Here is a 1,847-nt window from a genome sequence, read left to right as displayed (position 1 = left end):
GTTTCACCTAGTCGTCTGAATCGCCAGCAAGCCGGCTCCTACAGGGGTTATGCGTTAGACGTGGAAGTAGCCTACGCAGCTGTCAAACGGCAGACGCTTGAGCTCGATCTTGTTCAGGTCCAGCACTTCACGCAGGGCCTTGGTTTCGCCCGGGAAGTTGCGGTAAGCGACTTCGTCCAGCACCACGATGGCGCCTTTTGGCATGTACGGCAGGAAGGTTTCCAGCGCTACTTTGGTCGATTCGTACAGGTCGGTGTCGAGGATCAGCATGGCCACGACCAGGTCCGGACGGGTCTTGACCCACTCCGGTACGGTCTTGACGATGTCGCCCTTGACCAGTTCGCAACGCGGGATGCGGTTGACCGGGCGCAGCAGGTCGTTGGCGTCGATCATGTCCTGGATCAGCGACTGGTCGGTGTCGGCGAACATGGTCTCGTTGACGTCGGCCGGGTCTTCTTTCTTGTCGATGCTCTGGAAGCCTTCGAAGGTGTCGAAGCCCACGATCGAACGGTTGATCGCGTACGGTTCCAGGATCATGGACAAGTGCATGTACAGCATCAGCGAGTTGCCCTTGTACACGCCGCACTCGATGATCGCGCCCGGTACTTCAGCGACTTTCTTGAACAGTTCCATACGCGACAGTGCAGCGGTCACGCCGATGCGGTTGGCGAAGACGAACGGTGCGTCGGCCACGTACTCGGCATCGACCCGTTTCAGAACGTTGGTACGGGTTTCGTTGTACTGGGCCTCGGCAGGCGTGATGCGACGCTTGGTCATGCTTCGATTCCTTGGAAATTAGAAAAGTCGTGGGCGTGGAAATAGTCTTTGAAACCTGCGCCGACGTCAGGGCAGGCGCTGTCGACGTTGATCGCGCCGCGCTTGTGCTTGAGGTCGTCGAGGTGCATCAGGCGGAAATCCACGCTGAAACGGGTTTGTTGCGTGTAGTTGGGCACCGTGCCGTGCAGGTGTGAGCCCGAGAAAACCAGCATCTCGGCGGTGTTGCCGGCGATGCGAATTTCGGACGCGGTGTTGATCGCTTCGGTGGGCACCGGGTGTTGGCGTGCCTCTTCCTTGACGTTGTCCTTGGCGCGTTGACGTTGTACGCCAATCCAGTCCGACAGGCTCCATTGCGCCGAGGTGTTTTTCACCGGGGCATCGAAGTAGGCCGGGTTGATCATCATGGTCTGGTCAGGCTGGATCGTGTAGACCGGCATCCAGGTATTGATCTGGCAATCGACGCCGCCGTACCAGGTATCGCGATGCGGCTTGTAGGCATAGCTGACGCCCGCATGCAGGTAGTCGTAGTTGGGCACGACGCGGATGCGCGGTACGTCGAAGATGAATTCTTCGGGGGCGGCACCGATCTCTTCGGTGAAGCTGCGAATCAGTTCTTTGGCACGCAGGCTGTTGGTGAACTGGCCCTTGAGGCGCGTCACCAGTACGACAAATTCTTCCACCGGCATCAGCGTGTGCAGCGCCTGGTGGTTGGTCTCGCCGTCGAAGGCAGCGGTGATGCTTTCCTGGGCGAACGCGCACAGCTCTTTGGCGGCGCGCAGTTGTGTGTTCAGGAAGATGTCGCCGCCATAGATGGCTTCTTTGAAGTCAGCTTTGTGTTGAAGCTGATTGATGTACAGATTCACGGTTCCTCTCCTGAATACATCGAGTCTCTTAAGAGTCGGCCACACGTTAGCAAACTGAAGTGCAATCCGGTGGGCGGAGGACCAATAAAAGCGCAACCCCCTGAATTTGCGACGAAAAGCATTCCCCAGACGAAAAAAATCCCCTTGTAGGAGCGAGGCTTGCCCGCGAAGGCTGTGTGTCAGTCGACAACATTTGTTGAAAGACAC

The 1,847-nt window shown here is 57.8% G+C and carries 2 protein-coding genes; both read right to left on the bottom strand.

What is annotated here, in order from left to right; translation table 11 throughout:
- Window positions 1-54: 54 nt before the first annotated feature.
- Window positions 55-777 carry a TylF/MycF/NovP-related O-methyltransferase gene (locus KGA97_RS29395; RefSeq protein ID WP_056725897.1) on the bottom strand — a complete coding sequence of 241 codons (723 nt, stop codon included), beginning with the start codon at window positions 775-777 and terminating at the stop codon, window positions 55-57.
- Entirely contained in the window at window positions 774-1,640 is an 867-nt protein-coding gene (locus KGA97_RS29390; RefSeq protein WP_008038531.1) for a hypothetical protein, read from the bottom strand. The genes KGA97_RS29395 and KGA97_RS29390 overlap by 4 nt, the downstream gene beginning before the upstream one ends.
- Between the last annotated feature and the right edge of the window lie 207 nt (window positions 1,641-1,847).

It is taken from the genome of Pseudomonas sp. BF-B-15, assembly GCF_019946675.1.
Classification (GTDB): domain Bacteria; phylum Pseudomonadota; class Gammaproteobacteria; order Pseudomonadales; family Pseudomonadaceae; genus Aquipseudomonas; species Aquipseudomonas migulae.
The sequence above is the reverse complement of the archived record's forward strand: the minus strand, read 5'-3'. Positions and strand labels throughout refer to the sequence as shown.

Excerpts from the sequence above, each read along its gene's own strand:
- KGA97_RS29395 (WP_056725897.1), bottom strand. The coding sequence starts at position 777 with ATGACCAAGCGTCGCATCACGCCTGCCGAGGCCCAGTACAACGAAACC.